Below are 18519 nucleotides of genomic sequence, written 5' to 3'. Positions count from 1 at the left end.
TGGCCACTACCCGATAAATTTACTGGGAAAAATACCATACTTTCTCCACCAGTTAACTAACTGACTGGCACTCCACAACGGTGCGACTGACTTGCAGGGATTGTCGGCTTAAAACGGAGGCACTGGAACGAAACTGCGGTACCAGTTTGCAGGAGAGCTTTCTGGCGAAACGTGTTCAGGTAGAGATTGTTACTTGCAGCATCGACAAACTACCTAAAAATTGACCCCCACAATAACGCCTAAAGCACCTACGTCAAAACCAAAGCGAAGCGGCGGTTTTGACGTCGGGTGCCTTTACTTGTTATAAGTTGACTACTCACTAATTAGAATCTCGATATCTGGTTTAACAGAGAGCGTGACCTCGATACCAGTCTTGCTTATGAACGAAAGGTAACCCTCTTGGTTGGGTGCAGGGTTATGACGCGCGAACTTGCACCCCATTATTTGATATTCGAACAAGACATGATTCTGATTTTCTCGGAACAACCTGAATCGAACGTCCTCCTCAAAAGGAAATATTGTAAGTTCTAGTTCAAGGCCGTTCTCCTGGACTCTGAAAACATAAAATGGTCCACCGCCTTCGTCCTCGACAACCTCAGGGATTACTTCCAAAATCCCAACAAATTCTGTTTCATCCCATTGAAGCACGATATTTCCTATGACTTATAACGCCGGCCACACAGGCGAGCGCTTTTCGCGAGTCCAGCCAAATGCGTTTTTTTGCATTTGGCGATTGTGCTGGTCCTTGTTATGTTTTTAGCGCTCATAAGTTGCCACCTCACTGAGCCACCAGTTTAATTTGTCTTCGAGCAACCAAAGCTCAGGTGTTTCAAATACCTTTTGAAGCACTTGATTCTCGGTTTCGATATCGAGCGCCTCTACTACCAAGCTACCACTTTCCCATAGTGCTGCTCTAGCCAACAATCCATTTCCAGCTATTTCGATGTAGCGTGCTTTAACAGAATCGCCTAGTTCATCGGTGATTGAGACATCATATCCCTCAGCACCAAATATTTTGGATTTGGATGATTTCCAGTTTTCTAAGTACGCTAGTAACTCATTCATGGTGAAACATAACGCCGCGCCTGTGTTTTATACACATATTTGAATCCTATTCAAAGCCTCATACAGAGAAATAGCCTAGCTTCCCGACTGGAATGGATGAAATTTAACCGTCTGTAAGACCAAAAGCGCTTGAGTTTTACGCTAAATCTAACGCTCTCCCTGGAGTAGAGCGCATATTGGTTATATAATCACCAGCATCCCTCTCTACTTAGGTATCTGATCTTGCCTGTAGTAGATAGAGTTGAAGCTCTCAATACTCTTGTAGAGCTTATCAGAGTAGTAACTTTCACTGGTTCACTTGTGTATAAAACTTAGCGCCGCGCTCTGCGGAAATTTAGGAGCGCCAGCGAGTAAATTTTCCGTAGCAGCCCCTTGTTAGCTGCTCTCCGCATGAACAATAAACCTTGAACGCTCATACAACTCATCAAATGTAATTATTTCAACGTCTTTTAGGCTGCTGCGATATAATTCAAAAGATCGTAGCTTTTCTTTATTTACACCGTGTTCAGTAACAAATTCTTGGAGGTTCCCGATAACTACGAAAGCTTTTGGCTTGTAGTTAAACACGTCCTCCCCAGTTGGGTTACCATTAGCGTTTACGGGTCTTATTTGATCATAAAGATTTCTAGACGCCGAAGCCACTGTACCATGAACCTGAGCGACAGCTCCCACTAGTTCTCTTGAAGGAGACCAGCAACCCGGCCTATAACTTGTAGATTCAAGTAGCGCTGTCTCATGTGTTTTTATTTCGATGAAACACAGAGAGCTGATAACACCCTTAGTCATCATTAGTGCATCAGCGCGTTTCCCCTTATTTATAAGGTCGCTTCCTTGTACAATTTGTTCAAGCTTCCTATCTTCAAACCCCGTAACAAACACATAATTTAGCCCATAGCCAAAAACCCACTTGTTTTTATCGAAGTATTTTTGCCAAAGATCTTCTTTTCCTCGGCAGTTCTTATGCTCCATTGCATGGTCAAAGTATTCAGAGTCTTCAAGTAGTCGGCTAAACACATCAAGCTGCTTCTTGCGATAGCCAAGAGCAACTACATCTTTGCTTGTAACTTCCGTACGAAAAGCCTCGGCGAATAAGTCTTGGTTATCTTTTACCAAGCTCTTTGCCTGCGTCTGAGACAATATTATCTTTCGTAGTTCGGCGTCTGTTATATTGACGTTGCTGCCATCTTCAAATTGATAATTGAAGACGTTATGAAAGAACTCTATGACTTGACCAATCTCAGAACCTACAAAGGAAAAGTATGTTTTTTGAGGAGTGCCTTTGCTTGGATTGAAACTCTGAAGTGTTACAACTGAAACTCCCCTTGAATCTTCAAAAAACTTGGCGATTATCTCTTTCCTACCACCTTCAGTTTTTCGAATTACTATCTCGTCTTTTTCTTTGGCATAGATAAACCCTTCATCTAGATCCAGAACCTTTGATGCATGGCGAAGCCTCTTATCATCGTGCACAACTATCCTGCGGCTCATGTAGGTTTTGCCGGGTACTTTGTTCAAATGATAAGTTAGTTCGTCTGACATTATTCCCTCTTGCTCAGATCTTGATCGGCTTGGCAGCTAACGTTGCCAACAGCGGAAGCTTTGCAGCGGCGAAGCCGCAGAAAAGCTGTCCAGCGCACGCAGTGCGCGTTGCTGCTTGGCCTTGTTATAAGTGACGCTACCCAATAATTTCATTTTTAGCACCGACAATTTTGCGTGCAACCCTAAGACAATGCTCTTTGCTAGCACCCAAACCAATATTGCCCTCTATTGTTGCTACCAGTGACGAGGATATATGCTCGGCATCTTTACCCTCGACCGCAAGACGAAAAATATGTGGCAGATAACTCTGATACTCGTCGCGAGCTTCTGGCATGTCATTTACACCAATAGGGTCCCAGTCACACCATAAAATTTCATCTATGACTTTGTAGAGTTCTAGTTCTTCTGGAGGTAATTTCTTGCCCATACTCTTACTTATAACGCCCAGCGCAGGCGCAGCCAGCGCGGAGCACCTTTTGTGTTAATGTTTGAGCGCCAGCGAGTAACACAAAAGGTGCGTAGCGTTGGCTGTCGCTCTGCCGCTGTTTGTTAGGCAATTCTACGAACCAAAACCCTCGGGATGCCGTTTGCCTAAATCACCGATCTCCTCCCAGCTACCTTTTGAACTCACCCACATATGGTGAACTACCTTCAAGTTTTCATACCCACGAGTGAGAGTTCCTACTGGAACATAAACATTTGAAGGATCATTCTCTCCTGGCAAGGTAGATCCGCAATTACCGCAAAAACTTGTGTGCCAATCATGACCGGGCTTTGCCCAGTACTTGATATCCGCCTCGCCTTTAGTCCAGCGAAACTTATCTTTTGGCACTATTGCCACCGCAATTCCACCACTTCCAGTTGAGCGGCGACAGATAGAACAATGACAGATGTAAACATCCGATAGCTCTTGCAGAACTTCGTAGGCAACTTCACCGCAGTTACATTCACCGTTTGTCATTCGGAATTTCACTGGTTGCCTAACGCCGCCATAACCGGCAGCCGTGCGCGAAGCGCGATTTAGGCTGTCCAGCCACGAAGTGGCGATGGTTGATGGCCTTGTTATAAGGCGAATCATGCACGATGCTTTGCCTGATAGATCTTTGCCATTATTGGCTGGCCAACTATGAGAATTACACTGAGCATACTAAACGGAACCAGGCTTTCAGTGACATAGAGAGAGCCAAACACTAGCGCCCAGACTAACAAAAGAAGAGCTGACCACCGCACCCGACTCCCTTTGCCAATGAGATAGATAGAAACCAAGCAGCTAGCTATCGCAAAGCCCTCGCCATATAGCACCCAAGTAAAGTCATGCGCGTAAACTGGGACACCAAACACAGCGAGAAAAATTATTGCAAAGGCTCGATTCATTTCTTTGCCTTATAACGTCCAACCTGTGTTTTATACACATATTTGAATCCTATTCAAAGCCTCATACAGAGAAATAGCCTAGCTTCCCGACTGGAATGGATGAAATTTAACCGTCTGTAAGACCAAAAGCGCTTGAGTTTTACGCTAAATCTAACGCTCTCCCTGGAGTAGAGCGCATATTGGTTATATAATAACCAGCATCCCTCTCTACTTAGGTATCTGATCTTGCCTGTAGTAGATAGAGTTGAAGCTCTCAATACTCTTGTAGAGCTTATCAGAGTAGTAACTTTCACTGGTTCACTTGTGTATAAAACTTAGCGTCCAACTCAGCGGACAATTGAAGCGCAGCGTAAATTGTTCCGCTGCAGTTTTTTGTTATGTCTTTTGTGGATGTTCATCAGCTATATCTTCAGGTATAAGGCTAATTGCCTGCTCAATTTTCTGAACAAGCCTATTAGACATATAAACTAGATCTCTAATAGAATCCACGGTCAGTTCAATCCGAATACCATCTTTATCTAAACCAGCCCGGTGCACACAATGATGTCTTTTAATCACAGCACTAAACAACCATGAAATATCACCAAAATCGCAATCTAGAACATCCTTAAACATGGGTTTTACTTTTTTTAGATCGTGAAATATCAAGTTCTGCAGGTAATCAGCCACAGTTAATTTTAGCTTTTCCTTCTTTTCGAATATTTCCTTGAGAGTAAATTTCATATTTGAAAAATAAGGGTCGGTCTCTACAAGTTTTCTTATTAGTTGATCTGAGTTTGTGACTTTATGAATGAATGTACCTGCAAGGTAAGCTTCAAGTGATGCGACAACATGGCCGTGCAACATAACAAGTAAGCTAAACGTAGCCTCATCACCAGTCAAATCAACATGTAAAAGCTCCTCAACATTCACCATTTGAGAATTAAAGATTCCCACTTGTGATTGCTTGTAGATATACCACTCAAGCTGTCCCTGCCAGTAATCTTCCTCTTCAATACGCTGCTGATTTTCACAGTACTCTTCAAATGCTTGTACTGCTTCTTCCCACTCTTCTGATCCCTCTTCTCCAGCATCATCGCCAAAATTCTCTTCAATCCAGTCATACATAGGCTGAAGCTCTTCCTGACGCATCATTTCTTCTTTAGCTCGACCCATGACAACCCTTTAAATATTGCGAAGTGAGATAGACATAACGCCGCTAGCAAGGGCAGCCGAAGCAACGCGTAGGCTGTCCAGCCCAGCCCCGAAGGGGTTGGGCGAGCTTGCCTAGCCTGGTTATGGCTGGCGCGCTCGGGACCGACTACTAGCACTTTGCCAGCCATAGTTTGGCTGGCCACTGCCCAATATTTACGAGGGAAGAATACCGCACTTTCCCTAACCAATTCCTATCTTACTGGCAATCTGCGAAATTGCAGCGGACTGCCTTTTTTTTACAACACCCGAGCGAACACTCTTGGAGCGAAACTGCCTGAATAGCAATCAGTAAAATTGCTCAATACCAGATGCTATTTAGTGGCACGAAATCTTCAGTTACCACGAAAAATCAATAAAACCGACCGCCACAATAACGCCGCTAGCAAGGGCAGCCGAAGCAACGCGTAGGCTGTCCAGCCCAGCCCCGAAGGGGTTGGGCGAGCTTGCCTAGCCTGGTTATGGTTGGCGCGCTCGGGACCAACTACCAGCACTTTGCCAGCCATAGTTTGGCTGGCCGCTGCCCAATATTTACGAGGAAAGAATACCGCACTTTCCCCAACCAATTCCTATTTTACTGGCACTCCACGAAATTGCAGCGGACTGCCCACCTCTACCACACTTGAGCAAATACCCTAGGAACGAAACTGATTGAATAGCAACCAGTAAAAAGGGCTCAATACCGGCTGCAATTTAGTGGCACTAAAGCTTCAGTTACCACGAAAAATCAATGAAGCCGACCGCCACAATAACGCCGCTAGCAAGGGCAGCCGAAGCAACGCGTAGGCTGTCCAGCCCAGCCCCGAAGGGGTTGGGCGAGCTTGCCTAGCCTGGTTATGGCTGGCGCGCTCGGGACCGACTACTAGCACTTTGCCAGCCATAGTTTGGCTGGCCGCTGCCCAATATTTACGAGGGAAGAATACCGCACTTTCCCTAACCAATTCCTATCTTACTGGCAATCCGCGAAATTGCAGCGGACTGCCTTTTTTTACAACACCCGAGCGAACACTCTTGGAGCGAAACTGCCTGAATGGCAATCAGTAAAATTGCTCAATACCAGATGCTATTTAGTGGCACGAAACCTTCAGTTACCACGAAAAATCAATAAAACCGACCGCCACAATAACGTCTGCCGCACAGGCGAGCAACTAGTTGCGAGTCCAGCGCACGAAGTGCGCGATTGTGCCGGCACTTGTTATAGCTTTTACTCATTTTAAAACGCCAACTTGTGATCATGTGGCAAACATTCATCGCACAGTAGCTTACCATTAAAAGTGGCTGCAATATTAAGTTGCCGTATAGGATCAGCCGTTTCTCTGTCACTTACCCAGCATCCACACGATTCACATTTTCCACAATTCATTGTCGATGAATCAAGAACCAACGATTGTGTTGACTCCCATGATAACTGAAAAGATGTTTCAACAGCCTCCACTGCCTCAGATAAAGCATTCTCCAATTTATCAAAGTCATTGAATTCGTCATTGTTTATGACGTCTTCCGGAACCTCAACTAGGACATTTACGCTTAATAGTACTGTTTTACTCTTTCTCATATATTTAGCTGATGTTTCGGATCCAAGTGGCTATAACGCCTTGGCTGTGTTTTATACACATATTTGAATCCTATTCAAAGTCTCATACAGAGAAATAGCCTAATTTCCCGACTGGAATGAATGAAATTTAACCGTCTATAAGACCAAAAGCGCTTGAGTTTTACGCTAAATCTAGCGCTTTCCCTGGAGTAGAGCGCATATTGATTAAACAATCACCAGTATCCCTCTCTACTTAGGTATCTGATCTTGCCTGTAGTAGATAGAGTTGAAGCTCTCAATACTCTTGTAGAGCTTATCAGAGTAGTAATTTTCACTGGTTCACTTGTGTATAAAACTTAGCGCCTTGGTTTGGGGCAGCCGGAGCAACGCGTAGGCTGTCCCAGCCACGAAGTGGCGAACAACACCACCTTGTTAAGTATCGTTACTTCGAGCATTTTACATAACCTTCTAATACATCACTCCATGCTTGGTCAGGATCAAACCCAACCACCAAACCATCCTTTGTTTTCTGGCCAGTAAAAGCTCCCATGCCGTGCTGAATCATGTACTTCGGGTAATAAGTAGGTTTGCCAAGAGTTTTAATTGAGTTACAAACAACATTCATATTTTCAGCGGCTTTTTTAAAAGCTGCTTGAAAATTTGCTGTTTGTTCCTCGTTCAGTGCGCCTAGGTGATTCATGCGCAAAACAGTAACAGCCTGATGGGCAGACCTGTCTGAAACACGTAGGGTATCGTATTTTCCGTAAGCCAATGAAATGAAATAAAGCTGAACTGCTTTGTCAAAGTCGTCCTCATTGACGCACTTGTTAACCCCAATATAAATATCAGCCGGGCTGTTTTTAGTGGTCAGCTCTTTGGTGGATATGCAGTTTACTGGTCTGCTGGACTCCAAGTTACCTTCGGCTTCATAGTTCTTGATATCTGCGTTTGCAGTAATAGAAACAATTAATCCGACTAAAGCTAATGCTATTCTCACGCTTTACTCTCCAAGATACTTAACGCCTTGCTCACAGGCATTTTTGTTTTTGTGTGTTTTGTGGTACTAGCGAAGCGGCCACAAAAGGCGCAAAAATAAAAATGTCCTGGTGCAGCAACTTGTTAGCTACGAACACCACGCCATACCTGCCAATAACTAACACAAAGTATACATATAACTATTAACATGACGGGTGCCCAAAACGGCGCCCACCATGACGAAGTGTAATCATTAAAACCAGCATCTTTAAGCACCGTACAGAAGTGATACCCCTTAAAAGTTACACCTATTAAATATTTTCCAACAACCCACGCGGCCCAGGGAACAAGAACAGCTTGGGGAATACTTAGCCATTTCGCCCATCTTACTCTTCTTGTGAATAGCAGAAGTACAGACACTAATAGCATTGTCGGCATGTAGAAAATGCCTGTTAATTGCCAAGCATCTTCGCTACCCATTGTGCAAGTAGTAATTTCCAAAGCTGGAATCATTAGCATTATGAACCAGCCTAAAATATTGAGACTTATAACGCTAAAATACACGAAATATTTCAATGTGATGCTCTTACTCGTATACAGCTAACGCCCAGCGCAGGCGCAGCCAGCGCGGAGCGCATTTTGTGTTAATGTTTGAGCGCCAGCGAGTACACAAAAGGTGCGTAGCGTTGGCTGTCGCTCTGCCGCTGATTGTTATGTGTGGCGCTACGCACAGCGCGCTTTAAGATACTTGGCTAGAGCGCCAATGGGAAACAAAATAGCTGACCATAGAACGGAAAATGCGAGAATAACGACTACGCTAGAGCCAGCTCCACCTTCGAGCTCTACATTCAGTAAAAATGCCGTAATTAAAGCCAGTATGAAACAAGCGATTGTCATTTTGTACGGCGGGAGCTTATAAGCATCAGGCAACCACAAATATGCACACAGCCAAATTACTAGGCTAGGAGATAGTGCTACGCAAAGTAGAAGCAGCATGATCAAAATGAATAGAAAACCTTCCATACTCTACTTTTGCCCTTACTTACACATAACGCCGCTAGCAAGGGCAGCCGAAGCAACGCGTAGGCTGTCCAGCCCAGCCCCGTAGGGGTTGGGCGAGCTTGCCTAGCCTGGTTATGGTTGGCGCGCTCGGGACCGACTACTAGCACTTTGCCAGCCACAGTTTGGCTGGCCGCTGCCCAATATTCACGAGGAAAGAATACCGCACTTTCCCCAACCAATTCCTATCTTACTGGCACTCCGCGAAATTGCACCGGACGGCCTCTTTTTACAACACTCGAGCGAATACTCTAGGAACGAAACTGCTTGAATAGCAATCAGTAAAATTGCTCAACACCGGATGCTATTTAGTGGCACTAAACCTTCAGTTACCACGAAAAATCAATAAAACCGACCGCCACAATAATGCTTCAAGCTGGGGCGGCCGTTAGGCTGCCCTGGCGCGAAGCGCCCTTGCAGCCTTGACTCGTTATGTGCCCGCACTAGCTTTGGCCTCCTCAAGCTCAAGCAATTTTTCTTGGCGCTCTAAGATCTTTTCCCAGCGGTCCATCAGTCGGGTATTGCGCTCTAGTTGGGCCTTTTGCTGTTTCAGAAGTCCATCGGTAGCTTCAGCTTGCTTTCTCGTAATTTCAAGCTGGCGATCAGACTCCTGAGATTGTTCCCAGAATTTTTCGACTTGGCGATCATACTCTTGATACATATCATCGGCGAAAGAAGACATTGATACTACCGATAATATGAAGGCAAGAATCCATTTATTCATGCTGATGCTCCTGGGCACATAACGCCGCTAGCAAGGACAGCCGAAGCAATGCGTAGGCTGTCCAGCCCAGCCCCGAAGGGGTTGGGCGAGCTTGCCTAGCCTGGTTATGGCTGGCGCGCTCGGGACCGACTACTAGCACTTTGCCAACCATAGTTTGGTTGGCCGCTGCCCAATATTTACGGGGAAAGAATACCGCACTTTCCCCAACCAATTCCTATTTTACTGGCACTCCACGAAATTGCAGCAGACTGCCCACCTCTACCACACTTGAGCAAATACCCTAGGAACGAAACTGCTTGAATAGCAACCAGTAAAAAGGGCTCAATATCGGCTGCAATTTAGTGGCACTAAAGCTTCAGTTACTACGAAAAATCAATAAAATCGACCGCCACAATAACGCCGCTAGCAAGGGCAGCCGAAGCAACGCGTAGGCTGTCCAGCCCAGTCCCGAAGGGGTTGGGCGAGCTTGACTAGCCTGGTTATGGCTGGCGCGCACTGAACCACCTATTTGCTCTCTACCAGCCAACTTTGGCTGGCCACTGCCCGATAAATTTAAAGGGAAAAATACCATACTTTCCCAACCGGTTAACTATCTGATTGGCACTCCATGATGGCGTAGCTGGCTTGCAGGGCTTGCTGACTTAAAACGATGGCACTGGAGCGAAACTGCGGTACCAAATTTCAGGAAAAATCTCAGAAAAAAGTGCTCAGATAGAGATTGATGCTTGCAGCAGCTACAGAACATCTAAAAATCGACCGCCACAATAACAGTGTATTCAAAAGCAGCTGCATTATATCACCTGCCAATATATCCCAGGAGTAAGAATTCAGCAAAACCCAAAAAACACATACAAATCAGTGAGTTAGTCAACGCTAACATAAAAACACCCAAGTGGATATATTGCAGCTGCACCATATCTTGTTATTTTGCTCCTTTTGATCAAAAACATAAATCGTTAAAAATCAATAAATTAGCACCTATATTGATGTGGATATGTGCAGCTGCTTTTGATCTCCGATATTGACAGCATAGGGAAATAGCAAATACTGTATATAAAAACAGTATGAGAAAGTATCATGGATGATATTCGCCCTAAGCTGCCCGCTAAACCAGAGCGTTTTATGGATATCTTGCGCCAGCATATTCGCAAGCAGGGACTATCGTACCGAACGGAGCAGACTTACACCCATTGGATAAAGCGATTTATCCTCATCGCTTGAAGCACCCTGCCGATATGGGGGCCGCTGAGGTTGAGGCATTTCTTACCTACCTTGCTGTTCAGGGGCTCTGCGCAACCAATACGCAAAGAGTGGCATTGAATGCCATTGTCTATCTCTACAAACAGTTCTTAGACAGGGAAATCCCAGATTTGGATTTTAAGCTTGCCAAGAGGCAGCGGCGGCTGCCTGTTGTTTATAGCCGCGAGGAAGTGTTCGCAGTTCTCAGTCATTTACAGGGCGTTTTCAGATTGCAAACTGAGTTGATGTATGGCTCAGGGCTTCGCAGTGCCGAACTACTGTCTCTCCGAATAAAGGATGTGGACTTTAGCAGCAACAATATTTTTGTCCGTAGCGGGAAGGGGAATAAGGATCGCACTACCCTTCTGCCGAAAGGGATAGCTGAAGATATACAGTGTCAAGTCAAGCACGTATCTCTTCTTCACCAGCAGGATTTACTCGCCGGTTGCGGCTCAGTTTATCTACCAGATGCCCTCGATCGAAAATACCCCAATGCCGCCAAACAGCTGGCCTGGCAATACTTGTTTCCCGCTAACTCTATCAGTCAATGTCCCCGCTCCGGCATATATCGAAGGCACCATATGCACTCATCCACATTGACGCGCCAAGTAAGTAACGCCGTAAGAAAGGCGGGAATCAACAAACCGGCACGCTGCCATGCATTTCGCCATAGCTTTGCGACCCACTTGCTCGAAGCGGGTTATGACTTGCGTACGATTCAGGAGCTGCTTGGGCATTCGGATATAAGCACTACCGAAATTTATACTCATGTCGTAAATCGGGGAGATAAAGGCGTTTTAAGCCCCTCAGATCGTCTGCGCAACATAAATAAAATTGAAGAGACTGAAGCTAACTATTTTGTAGAGAGCAAGATAGGGGAGGTGCTGGGGCTTAGCTTATTGGCCGCGCCTTAGCAGTGGGGGGATCGGATACCAGCTTGCGCCGGTATCCCAATAAAAAATATAAATATCGGTCGAGTTATCCCGGAGTGACATCACCATTTTGCGCGCGCTGGCGCAGGGCGTGATCGATCAGGACTAGGGCCATCATCGCTTCGGCGATCGGCGTTGCCCGAATACCAACACAGGGATCGTGGCGGCCTTTGGTTACCACTTCAATGGGGTTGCCGGAGCGATCGACACTGCGGCCAGGGATACGCAGGCTGGAAGTCGGCTTCAGGGCGATATGGGCAATAATATCCTGGCCACTGGAAATCCCCCCTAAAATGCCGCCGGCATTATTTGATAGAAATCCCTCTTGCGGAGTAATTTCATCCCGGTGCTCGGTGCCCTTCTGTTCCACGGAGTCAAAGCCCGCACCAATCTCCACACCTTTTACCGCATTAATACTCATTAGGCCGTGGGCCAAATCTGCATCCAGGCGGTCGAAGATCGGTTCGCCCAGTCCGGCGGGAACGCCGCTGGCGTGTACAGAGATACGCGCACCGATGGAGTTCCCCTCTTTGATCAACGCCTGCATATAGGTTTCCATTTCAGGAACCCGCTCCGCGTCCGGGCAGAAAAAGGGGTTTTGTTCCACTTGCTCCCAATCCAATTTCTGTACCTTGATCGGGCCCAACTGGGAGAGGTAGCCGCGCACTTCAATACCGTATGTTTGCTTCAGCCACTTTTTGGCAATGGCCCCGGCGGCGACCCGCATAGCGGTTTCACGGGCGGAAGAGCGGCCACCCCCACGGTAGTCGCGAATACCGTATTTCTGCCAGTAGGTGAAATCCGCGTGCGCCGGCCTTACCTGCTCGGCAATATTGCTGTAGTCCTTGGAGCGCTGGTCGGTATTTTCAATTAACAGGCCAATGGGTGTGCCGGTGGTTTTTCCCTCGAACACACCGGAGAGTATTTTTACCTGATCCGGTTCACGACGCTGGGTGGTATAGCGAGAAGTACCGGGCTTGCGGCGGTCCAGCTCCCGCTGGATTTCCTCTTCACTGATCTCCAGGCCCGGGGGGCATCCATCGACGATACAACCGAGCGCGGGGCCGTGGCTCTCGCCAAAAGTGGTGACACAAAACAGCTTACCAAAGGTATTGCCCGACATAGACGACTTTTCCAACTAGTAGGTGGTAAAACGGGATGAGCCCCAAAAGGGGCGAGCATTATAAATGATCTGCCCGCCCCGGTGCGCCAGCTGAGGGAAAAAGCACAAGTGTCCGCACAACCGGGCTTGCGCCCCTATCCCGGCAATCGAGATTGCCGGGGAGGCAAAAGGAATTACTCCTTATCGAAGTAGGATTGATAGGCGAGCAGTTCTTCCCGGCTGATGGCGAACACACCGTGGCCGCCATCTTCAAACTCCGGCCACATAAACGGCACTTCCGGGAAAGCCTGCTCCAGGGCTTCCCAACTATTGCCCACTTCGCAGATCAGCAGGCCCTCTGGCTGCAAGTGGTTGGCGGCTTCGCGCAGCAGGCGGCGGGTAAAGTCGAGGCCGTCACTACCGGAACCCAGGGCGATATCCGGTTCTGCGTGGTACTCCTTGGGCATTTCCGCTAAATCGCGGGCATCCACATAGGGCGGATTGCACACGATCAATTCGTAACTCATCCCCTGGAGGCCGGCAAAGAGGTCCGATTGCACCGCGCGTGCGCGTTCGTTCAAACCGTGGCGATTGATATTGATCTGCGCCACTTCGATCGCGTCTGCGGAAATATCGCTCACATCAATCCGCGCTTCCGGAAAGGCCTCGGCACAGGCGATACCGATACAACCGCTGCCGCAGCAGAGATCCAGAATCGCCAGGGGTTCCACATTGAGCCAGGGCTGGAAATTGTGGCGAATCATCTCGCCAATCGGCGAGCGGGGCACCAGTACGCGCTCATCCACATAAAAAGTCATATCGCAGAAGTGCGCTTCCCGGGTCAGATAGGCCGCCGGTACCCGCTCGGTAAAGCGCCGCTCCAAGATAGTGAGCACATCGCGGCGCTCCTCCATGGTCAGGCGGGCCTGGAGTATCTCCGGCTTGCTGTAGGGGGGTAGATGCAGGGCGTGAGTTACCAATAACACAGCCTCGTCCCAGGCATTGTCAGTGCCGTGACCGTAGTAGAGATCGGCCTCATTGAATCGGCTGGTCCCCCAGCGGATATAGTCCAAAACCGTGGTCAGCTCGTGGAGGCTGGATTCACGCCTTTCTATCATCGAATCTATCCTTAAGTACTATGTATCTCGTCAGAGTCTATTGTCACTTATATGATGGCCTCTGTTGTGGCTATCGAAGTGCCAGGCAATGCCCGAGGAGTGTAGTTTGGTTGCCGCCAATAAGCGACGAGTAACGCTGTGTGGTGATTGTATCGCCGCAATCCCAGGGCCATTTTATTGCCCAGTGCTACTCCCCATCGCTTGTATCCCGAGCAATCATTTATACGGAGCGATTGCACTGCACCACTGTTTCCTCAGCGGAAAAATACCCCGACAACGGCCATTAAATGAACTCCGACAGCCCCCAGGGTCCGCACGGATCTTTACTCTCGGGTTACAAACGCTTAGGGTAGCGCACCCGCCCTTGGGGCTGAGATGTTGGAAAGAGCAGCATGAACGAACATTACGCGCGAATTATTGAAGCAATCGGCGAAGATCCGCAACGCCCTGGGCTCAAAGACACCCCGGAGCGCGCCGCCAAAGCCATGGAATACCTGACACGCGGCTATAAACAGACCGTGGAAGATGTAGTCAACGACGCGCTCTTCCCGTCCGATTGCAGCGAGATGGTACTGGTAAAAGATATCGAGCTCTACTCCCTGTGCGAGCACCACCTGCTGCCGTTTATCGGTCGCGCCCACGTAGCCTATATTCCCAATGGCAAGGTCGTCGGCCTGTCCAAGGTAGCGCGCATTGTCGATATGTTTGCGCGCCGCCTGCAAATTCAGGAACAGCTGACCGTAGAGATCGCCGAGACCCTGCAAAAGGTTACCGGTGCCGCCGGTGTCGGTGTGATCATCGAAGCCAAGCATATGTGCATGATGATGCGCGGCGTGGAAAAACAGAACTCGATTATGAAGACCTCGTCTATGCTCGGTACTTTCCGCAGCAATCAGGCCACCCGCAACGAGTTCCTCTCCCTGCTGCGCCAGTAAACGCCACCGCCGTCTAGCGGCCGCCAGGGCCGCTTTGACCGAGGAGTAAATGCTATGCCTCACCTGATCATTGAGTATGCGAAAAATCTGGAAGAGAAGATTTCTGTCGCGGCACTGGTCAGTTCGGCCCAGGAGACGATGCGCAGTTCCGGGTTATTCGCCTCCCACACAATTAAGACCCGTGCCAAACCCTACGATCAATTTATTGCCGGGGATAATGGCGGTAGTTTTATCCACGCGGAGATCCGCCTGCTTGAAGGGCGCTCTACGCGGGAGAGAGAGGAACTCAGCTCTGCGGTTTTTAACAGCCTGTGCCAGTTTGCCGAGGGTGTTCCCGCAGTCTCGGTAGAGGTGCGGGAGATGGATGCCAGCTGCTATTCCAAGCGGGTGCCGTTTTAAGCACCGCCTTAGCTATCGGCTTCACCGCGCAAGAAAGGTCCGAACCACTCCGCTATCCCCCGGGCGCCGCTCTCCTCCAGGTGCAGGTGGTGGCTGCCGGGTATTTCCCGCGCCTTAATAGCGGGGAACTCCTCCAGCACTGGGCGCAAGCGCTCGAACATCTCCGCGATACCCCCTTCAGCGAGCACCAGCTGCACCGGCATCTTTAATCGGGACAGGTAAGCCCGGATCTGCGGCTCATTGAGCTTGGCAGTAGAAGCCGCCATCAGGCGGGGGTCGTTACTCCACATATAGCCGTCTTCCACTGCGCGGGTACCCCGCTCGGTCAGCACCTGTGCAGCCCACTCGGTCAGCGGAAACATACCGTTTTTACGCGCTTCTACCGCTTCGTCGAAGGTGCTGTAAACCCGCAGCTTGCGCGCGGCGTAACGGGCCCGCTGGGCAATGGCCTTGGCGAGATTCTCCGGGGCTTTTTCATCCTCGCTGGAGGGGGGCACCAGACCATCGATCAGTGCCAGGCGCTTTACCCGGTCGGGAAAGGCGCCGGCGGTAATCACCCCGGCAATAGCGCCGCGTGAGTGAGCCAGAATGGAAAACTTGCGCCAGCCGAGCGCATGCACCGCACCCAGAATATCCTCTGCCTCTTCCCAGATGTTGTAGTTGGCATCGAGTGAACGGTGATAGCTGCGGCCGTGGCCGGGCATATCCACAGCCACCAGATTAATTCCACTTAACAGAGGCGCCAGGCGCTCAAAACTGGCGCAGTTATCCAGCCAGCCGTGCAGGGCGATGACCGGCTCTCCCTCCGGGTCGCCCCACTGGCGCGCGGCAATCGATTTATGTTCAAACTCGAGAGTGATCTCTCGGGGGGGCATTTGATTTGTCGCCAAAGCGCTATCCACCAGACAATGACTAAAACAGGTGGGGAAATGGTGCGACCCATCGGCAATATCTGCAATGACAGTTGTGATCAGTGCAATAGGGATTTGCGGGCAGGCACAGGCGGAAAAGTTACTCTGCGTGCTGTAACCACTCCAGCTCAGCACAGCCATTGGCCCACACTTCGGCACTGACACAGGCGAGACTGGCGGTGCCCATGGGGTGCTGATTACCGCTGCCACAGAGGCCATTGAGCAAGCTGCCCACCAGTGGCTGGTGGCTCACCAGCAGAAGCGGAAAGCTATCCTGGGCCTGCAAGTGATCGAGCAGCTGCTGTGGATCGGTATTGCCGATCAGCAGCGGTTCGCTAATAACCGGCAGTCCCAGTTGAGCAGCAACAATCTCGGCGGTTTCCTGGGTGCGCACATACGGGCTGGCCCAAATTGCCTTTACCGCCGCCAGCTCCCCGGCACGCGTTGTGCAGACCTGGGCAACCTGCCTGCGCCCGCGCTCTGTCAGGGCTCTCTCTGCATCATTGGCGAGCATGGGCTCGGCGTTGCCGTGGCGTAAAATAAACAGCTGCATGGGGCGTCCTCAGGGAGTGGCTCGTTGCGCTATCAGTAGCAGTAGAATATTTGTAGAGAGGGCCGCTGGTATTTATCCGGCACACTCACGGGCACCGGATAAACAAGCAGCTGGGGGAGGAATCAGTTTTTGTCGACAGGCTTGTCGGCGTCGTCGGCACTCTCCTCGACAAGCTCGGGCTTTTCCCGCTGCTCCGCTGCGGAGTTGCCCAGGATAATAGCATCCTCGGCTTCATCTTCGGCCCGCTCCTTGTCCCGTGTTGTTTCCGCAGCAACCACTTCCGCAGACACTTCTTCCGCACCCTCATAGCCAGACAAATCCTCTACGTCGGATTCGGGCCACTCGGAAAACGGAAAAGGCTTTTCGTCGGAGTTGTAAATCAGGAACTGAATCGCCTGATAAACGTAGGAGGAGAGCTGATCGCCAAAGCGGCGCAGATTATCGTTGGGTTTCCCATTGATAATCGAAAACAGGAATTGCAGTATCACTACCGCCATCAGTAGCCATGCGGCAACCTGAAGGCACACCGCAAACAGCACCATATAGATAAGGCGCACCCACTGGTTGCCGGAAGTAAGATTGCGCTTTAGATTGTCATTGTTCATATGAGGCTTCCATTTAAGGCTTGGCCGAGTAGGCCACATCAAAAGTTTGTGCGCCCGACATCAAATTACGAATCACCTCAGGAATCGGCCGCTGTTCAAATAATATGGCGTGAATCGCAGAAACCAAGGGCATATAGACACCCTTTTCGTCCGCTTTCTGCTTAATTAGACGAACGGTATTCACACCTTCGGCCACCTGACCAATTTCTGCGATGGCCTGATCGAGCGGCTTGCCCTTGCCCACCATATAGCCCACCCGATAATTTCGGCTGAGGTCTGAAGAGCAGGTTAAAATCAAGTCGCCGACACCGGCGAGGCCGATAAACGTCATGGGATCGGCGCCCATCGCCTCGGCAAAACGCATCATTTCTGCCAGGGAGCGGGTGATCAATAAGCTGATGGTATTTTGCCCGCGCTCTAACGCCGCTGCCATACCGGTGATGATCGCGTAAATATTTTTCAGTGCGCCGGCAAGCTCCACTCCAAATACATCACCACTGGAATATACCCGGAAAGTCTCCGAGTGCAGTGCCGATTGAATCGCTTTGCAAAGCGATTCATCTTCACTGGCGACCACCGTTGCAGTGTAGTGCCCCGCAACAATTTCTTTAGCAAAATTCGGTCCGCTCAAAACCCCGACCCGCATGCCGGTGGTTTCCTCGCGCAGGATATCGCTCATTAAGTGGAAACTGTCGTGTTCGATTCCCTTAGTGGTGGAGATCAGCATAGTGCCCGGCGCCAGCAGTGGGGCCACTTTTTTCACCACCTCGCGGAAAGACTTACTGGGAATCGCCACGAAGACGATAGTGCAACCGTCGAGCGCCTGCTCCAGGTCACTGGTAATCTGTAATTCCGGGTGCAGGGGTACGCCGGGCAGGTATTTGTGATTCTCTCGGGTATTGCGACACTCAGCCGCTGTCTCCGCACTGCGCATCCACTGGCGGGTGTCGTGGCCGTTGCCCGCCACAATGTTAGCAATTGCGGTTCCGAAACTGCCGCCGCCCAATACGGCAATAGCGAGGGGGTTGGAAGTTTCTTTTTGCATTGTCACACCGATAAAGCTACTTATAAGACTTGCGGATTATAGAGCTATGACCCGCTGAGCCCAATGGGGTCAAATTGTTTTAAACTTCTGCCAATTGTGCGAAACAGCACAGTAAATAACAAAAACGGCCCTCTGCCTTGACCAACCGATAAAATACCGCTCGATCCGGCAGGGGCCGTTTTCCAGGGCCGGCCAAGTCGAGTCGACTCCGCCGGCCAG

General features: G+C 49.5%; 16 protein-coding genes and 1 pseudogene. 3 read left to right on the top strand and 14 right to left on the bottom strand.

Annotation, left to right across the window (positions count from 1 at the left end):
• Positions 1 to 312: 312 nt before the first annotated feature.
• The 8 genes from ACJJIF_RS20595 to ACJJIF_RS20560 all read right to left on the bottom strand — a co-directional run bounded on the left by ACJJIF_RS20595 (position 313) and on the right by ACJJIF_RS20560 (position 9461).
• Positions 313 to 648, bottom strand: coding sequence for a hypothetical protein (locus ACJJIF_RS20595; RefSeq protein WP_444928609.1), 336 nt, complete (start codon positions 646 to 648; stop codon positions 313 to 315).
• 108 nt (positions 649 to 756) lie between these two features.
• Positions 757 to 1065, bottom strand: a complete 309-nt coding sequence (locus ACJJIF_RS20590; protein ID WP_444930132.1) for an immunity protein TriTu family protein — start codon at positions 1063 to 1065, stop codon at positions 757 to 759.
• A 375-nt stretch (positions 1066 to 1440) separates the two neighbouring features.
• Positions 1441 to 2604: a Shedu immune nuclease family protein gene (locus tag ACJJIF_RS20585; protein WP_444930131.1), complete on the bottom strand. Its 1164-nt coding sequence runs from the start codon at positions 2602 to 2604 to the stop codon at positions 1441 to 1443.
• 136 nt (positions 2605 to 2740) lie between these two features.
• Complete coding sequence (locus ACJJIF_RS20580; RefSeq protein ID WP_444930130.1) at positions 2741 to 3031, bottom strand: hypothetical protein; 291 nt, start codon at positions 3029 to 3031, stop codon at positions 2741 to 2743.
• Between the two features lie 132 nt (positions 3032 to 3163).
• Positions 3164 to 3565 carry a GFA family protein gene (locus ACJJIF_RS20575; protein ID WP_444930129.1) on the bottom strand — a complete coding sequence of 134 codons (402 nt, stop codon included), beginning with the start codon at positions 3563 to 3565 and terminating at the stop codon, positions 3164 to 3166.
• Between the two features lie 788 nt (positions 3566 to 4353).
• The gene (locus ACJJIF_RS20570; protein WP_444930128.1) at positions 4354 to 5133 is read right to left on the bottom strand and encodes a hypothetical protein; all 780 of its coding nucleotides are present in this window, start codon (positions 5131 to 5133) and stop codon (positions 4354 to 4356) included.
• A gap of 2012 nt (positions 5134 to 7145) precedes the next feature.
• On the bottom strand, positions 7146 to 7700 hold the full coding sequence (locus tag ACJJIF_RS20565; protein ID WP_444930127.1) for a hypothetical protein: 555 nt from the start codon (positions 7698 to 7700) through the stop codon (positions 7146 to 7148).
• Between the two features lie 1467 nt (positions 7701 to 9167).
• Positions 9168 to 9461 (bottom strand): hypothetical protein, encoded by a 294-nt coding sequence (locus ACJJIF_RS20560; protein ID WP_282931087.1) that lies wholly within the window; start codon positions 9459 to 9461, stop codon positions 9168 to 9170.
• 1077 nt (positions 9462 to 10538) lie between these two features.
• On the opposite strand from ACJJIF_RS20560, the pseudogene ACJJIF_RS20555 reads away from it, so the two are divergent.
• Positions 10539 to 11614 (top strand): annotated as a pseudogene (locus ACJJIF_RS20555) (integron integrase).
• A gap of 64 nt (positions 11615 to 11678) precedes the next feature.
• On the opposite strand, the gene aroC reads toward ACJJIF_RS20555, so the two are convergent.
• On the bottom strand, positions 11679 to 12755 hold the full coding sequence (aroC, locus tag ACJJIF_RS20550) for a chorismate synthase (RefSeq protein ID WP_444930126.1): 1077 nt from the start codon (positions 12753 to 12755) through the stop codon (positions 11679 to 11681).
• A 173-nt stretch (positions 12756 to 12928) separates the two neighbouring features.
• Complete coding sequence (gene prmB, locus ACJJIF_RS20545) at positions 12929 to 13852, bottom strand: 50S ribosomal protein L3 N(5)-glutamine methyltransferase (protein ID WP_444930125.1); 924 nt, start codon at positions 13850 to 13852, stop codon at positions 12929 to 12931.
• Positions 13853 to 14244: 392 nt separating this feature from the next.
• On the opposite strand from prmB, the gene folE reads away from it, so the two are divergent.
• Both folE and ACJJIF_RS20535 read left to right on the top strand, forming a co-directional pair.
• Positions 14245 to 14787: a GTP cyclohydrolase I FolE gene (gene folE / locus ACJJIF_RS20540; RefSeq protein ID WP_444930124.1), complete on the top strand. Its 543-nt coding sequence runs from the start codon at positions 14245 to 14247 to the stop codon at positions 14785 to 14787.
• 54 nt (positions 14788 to 14841) lie between these two features.
• Positions 14842 to 15186 carry a 5-carboxymethyl-2-hydroxymuconate Delta-isomerase gene (locus tag ACJJIF_RS20535; RefSeq protein WP_444930123.1) on the top strand — a complete coding sequence of 115 codons (345 nt, stop codon included), beginning with the start codon at positions 14842 to 14844 and terminating at the stop codon, positions 15184 to 15186.
• An 8-nt stretch (positions 15187 to 15194) separates the two neighbouring features.
• Here ACJJIF_RS20535 and ACJJIF_RS20530 read toward each other — a convergent pair whose 3' ends face one another.
• The 4 genes from ACJJIF_RS20530 to ACJJIF_RS20515 form a co-directional block, all read right to left on the bottom strand.
• Positions 15195 to 16238, bottom strand: coding sequence for an alpha/beta fold hydrolase (locus tag ACJJIF_RS20530; RefSeq protein ID WP_444930122.1), 1044 nt, complete (start codon positions 16236 to 16238; stop codon positions 15195 to 15197).
• A complete protein-coding gene (sixA, locus tag ACJJIF_RS20525) occupies positions 16198 to 16650 on the bottom strand; it encodes a phosphohistidine phosphatase SixA (RefSeq protein WP_444930121.1) in 453 nt (150 codons plus the stop codon). The genes ACJJIF_RS20530 and sixA overlap by 41 nt, the downstream gene beginning before the upstream one ends.
• A gap of 122 nt (positions 16651 to 16772) precedes the next feature.
• The gene (locus ACJJIF_RS20520) at positions 16773 to 17255 is read right to left on the bottom strand and encodes a DUF4389 domain-containing protein (protein WP_444930120.1); all 483 of its coding nucleotides are present in this window, start codon (positions 17253 to 17255) and stop codon (positions 16773 to 16775) included.
• 13 nt (positions 17256 to 17268) lie between these two features.
• Positions 17269 to 18300: an NAD(P)H-dependent glycerol-3-phosphate dehydrogenase gene (locus tag ACJJIF_RS20515; RefSeq protein ID WP_444930119.1), complete on the bottom strand. Its 1032-nt coding sequence runs from the start codon at positions 18298 to 18300 to the stop codon at positions 17269 to 17271.
• Between the last annotated feature and the right edge of the window lie 219 nt (positions 18301 to 18519).

The sequence above is a fragment of the Microbulbifer regidiadema (SeqCode) genome, from assembly GCF_052467605.1.
The sequence above is the reverse complement of the archived record's forward strand: the minus strand, read 5'-3'. Positions and strand labels throughout refer to the sequence as shown.